The sequence below is a fragment of the Psychrobacter sp. genome, assembly GCF_036731945.1.
Classification (GTDB): domain Bacteria; phylum Pseudomonadota; class Gammaproteobacteria; order Pseudomonadales; family Moraxellaceae; genus Psychrobacter.
This window is the reverse complement of the sequence record NZ_DAINDI010000015.1, coordinates 9250-12475: the sequence shown is the minus strand read 5'-3', so window position 1 is coordinate 12475 and position 3226 is coordinate 9250. Positions and strand designations below refer to the sequence as shown.

Here is a 3226-nt window from a genome sequence, read left to right as displayed (position 1 = left end):
GGTATGCGGTGCGATAAAATCGGTGATGACATCGACTGCACGCTTGGCAATCGGGAAAAGTAGGGTGCTGACAGCCAGAATATAGAGATATTTGGCGAAGTCAGGATTGCTTGAGAGGACGATAAAGTAAAAGCCTACATAGTAGCTGATACCTAATGCCCAGCATTTGAGAGTGTAGCTGAAACGAATCATGTGACTTCCTCCCTAAATCTGACGGTGATGTGACCATCCATGGATAACACATCAATACCTAATATATTCAAATAATTGAATATATCGTTATATGTTATATTACAAATATATGGGTTAAGTCAACTGTTTTTATTATCCTCTTTATTTAACCAACAGCACACTAGCTGCGAGATTACACCCTAAGATTTTATCAATAGAAAATAAATAGCCTAAGCAATGACTAAAAATCAATGCAATAAAAAGGAAAAAACCATGTGGAACGAACGCTATAACGAAACAGAGTACATCTTTGGTACCGAGCCCAATGATTTTTTAAAAGAAAATTTTCAAAAAATACCGGTAGGTGGCAAAGTTTTGTGTTTGGCTGAAGGCGAAGGCAGGAATGCAGTTTTTTTAGCAGAACAAGGTTACGAAGTGACCGCCATGGATATGTCAGACGTAGGTTTGAATAAAGCATTAAAGCTGGCGCAAGATAGAGGCGTTGATATCATCACTCAAGTTGCCGATTTAGCTGACTATGAGTTTGGTCAAGCACAGTGGGACGGTATCGTTGCTATCTGGGCGCATATGCCGCCAGCCATACGCCAGCACGTTCATGGGCAGATTGCACCGGCGCTCAAGCCAGATGGCGTGTTTATCTTAGAGGCTTATACCGAGCAGCAGCTAAGCATGGACGCTGTCGGCGGACCTCCTGCAACGCAAAAAGAGCGCTTTGGTTCGTTAGCAGTTTTGCGTGCCGAGCTGGCAGAGTTAGAAAAAATAACGGGTATCGAAAAGCAGCGCATGGTCTCAGAAGGCAAGCGCCATCAAGGGGTAAGTGCGGTTGTACAGTTTGTTGCTAAAAAAACAGATGAGCATGAGTTTAGGCGCTAATTTATAAACACGATTGTCAGTTTTGATAATACTTATATCCTTTAATCTTGACTGCTTAATTCTAGGCATTTAATTCAGCACTTGGACTGATACCAAATAAACGTTTATATTCTCGGCTAAATTGGCTTGGGCTTTCATAACCGACCTGCGTAGCGATTTGAGCAATTTGAGTGTCGTTTGCTTGAATCAGTCGTCTTGCTTCCATCAAACGCAGGCTTTTTTGGTATTGAAGCGGGCTTAATTGAGTAATATCCTTGAAGTGATGATGAAACCCCGAAACACTCATCCCGCAGCGACTGGCTAATTCTTCTATAACAATCGTCTCGTTTAAATGCGTCTTTATCCAATCAGTAGCTTTGCTAATACGGTGCGTATGACTGCCATTGACCACCAGTTGGCGCAATTTATTGCCTTGCTCTGCTATAAGCAGGCGATAGTAAATTTCTTGCTGAATTAATGGAGCAAGAAAACCAATATCATTTGGATAACCAAGCAAGTGTATCAGTCGCTCAAATGCCGCCATGATGGTACTGTCCAATTGCCACTTTATTCCTAAATGACCTGCAACATTAGGTAGTTTCGGCGGTATTTTTGCTAAAACCTCACTAATCATAACAAGGTTTAATTTCATAGACAGCACGATAACCGGATGCTCTACCGTCGCATGCCTTATGTGCATGCCTAAAGGGATATTAACGGGGCAAAACATGAGATTACTCTTATCAAACCTTTGACAGTCGGCACCCAAATAAATCTCGCGCGCACCTTGTAAAACGATGCAGATACTAGGCTCTTGAATATAACTGACGGCTTTACTTGGTTTATCAGCACAGTAAAAAAACAAACCTGAAATGGCGGATTCGATGGTTTTGTTTCTAGGTAATATCGATAGGAGTTGCTCAATGGTTGATTGATTCATTAGCTTTTCTTGTTTTATATAATTGCTCGATACTATAGGGTTTTGTAGGATTGGGCAAGAGGTTTGGAGCTATGTTCTAACAGATTATTTTACTGAGTCTTATACTAGCCTTAGTGAGACTGTTGCAGCCTCATGATTGATTGAATCAAATTTTGTGTAAATAAAACATAAGGAATAGATGATGAAAATATTTTATAAAACTCGCGCCACAGCAACCGGCGGTCGTTCTGGTCATACCGGTCTTGACGATGGGTCATTAGGTTTTGATTTGGTGTCATTTCAAGAGCAAGATAAAGAAGGGGTCAATCCAGAACAGCTTTTTGCCATGGGTTACGCCGCTTGTTTTGATAGCGCTTTAAACCTGACAGCCCAACAAATGAAACTGCCGATCACTGCGTCAAAAACCTCAACCCAAGTTGGTATTGGCATGAAAGCCGATGGCAGCTATAACTTAGATATTGATTTGTACGTTGAGGTGTCTGGTATCGATGAAGCGCAAGCGCAAACGCTTATTGAAGCTGCTCATCAAGTCTGCCCGTACTCCAATGCTACTCGCGGTAATGTTGATGCGCGTTTGCACGTGACTATGGTTTAGATATCACTTTATTAAACAATGACTTTAATGGTTGAGTTAGTAGATACACTAATAACTATAAACAAGTATAAGAGTACCATGACTTTCAATTGCTTGGATATATAACGTATCCAAGCAATTTTTTTATTTAAACCCAAAACAATAAATACAAATTTGGAATTTTGTTCAAAGTTAAATAACAGTGACGTTCGCTCTCTGTTTAATTTTGTGTGAACAACTTGCTGTGCTTCGAGCTTCTCATTATGTCTGTTATGGTAAAAACCAATAAGTTGATAGCGAAATGACAGCTTATCTTTATAAAGTATCTTTTTTACAAAGTGCTTTTCAAATAATAACAACATAATAAAAGGGCGAATATTATGAATAATGACACTAAAAACAATAATGCTAAAAACGCTGATGCTAAGAATAATAAAACGCGCATTATCGATAATTCTGAAGATTTAAAAACCAAAATTACGGAATCTATTGATGATTTTAAATTACGTGCTGAGCTTTTGATGGCCAATATAAAAGAGGGCGGTGATGATGGTTATGACCATTCAACGACCACTGCTGGTGAAAAAGGGCTTAAATCCGGTAAGGTTTCAGAGTTAACGGTGATTGCACCGTTAAAAGAAGGCGGCGCTGAACGGCTAAAAAAAGTC

General features: G+C 39.8%; 4 protein-coding genes and 1 pseudogene. 3 read left to right on the top strand and 2 right to left on the bottom strand.

What is annotated here, in order from left to right:
* Positions 1-192: hypothetical protein (locus V7D75_RS04655; protein ID WP_333613610.1), on the bottom strand; the 192-nt coding region annotated here is incomplete at its 3' end.
* 252 nt (positions 193-444) lie between these two features.
* Here V7D75_RS04655 and V7D75_RS04650 point away from each other — a divergent pair.
* Positions 445-1065, top strand: coding sequence for a class I SAM-dependent methyltransferase (locus V7D75_RS04650; protein ID WP_333613609.1), 621 nt, complete (start codon positions 445-447; stop codon positions 1063-1065).
* A 61-nt stretch (positions 1066-1126) separates the two neighbouring features.
* Here V7D75_RS04650 and V7D75_RS04645 read toward each other — a convergent pair whose 3' ends face one another.
* On the bottom strand, positions 1127-1984 hold the full coding sequence (locus V7D75_RS04645) for an AraC family transcriptional regulator (RefSeq protein WP_333613608.1): 858 nt from the start codon (positions 1982-1984) through the stop codon (positions 1127-1129).
* Between the two features lie 181 nt (positions 1985-2165).
* On the opposite strand from V7D75_RS04645, the gene V7D75_RS04640 reads away from it, so the two are divergent.
* Complete coding sequence (locus V7D75_RS04640) at positions 2166-2579, top strand: organic hydroperoxide resistance protein (protein ID WP_333613607.1); 414 nt, start codon at positions 2166-2168, stop codon at positions 2577-2579.
* Between the two features lie 359 nt (positions 2580-2938).
* Positions 2939-3226: pseudogene (locus tag V7D75_RS04635) on the top strand (hypothetical protein); the annotation flags it as partial.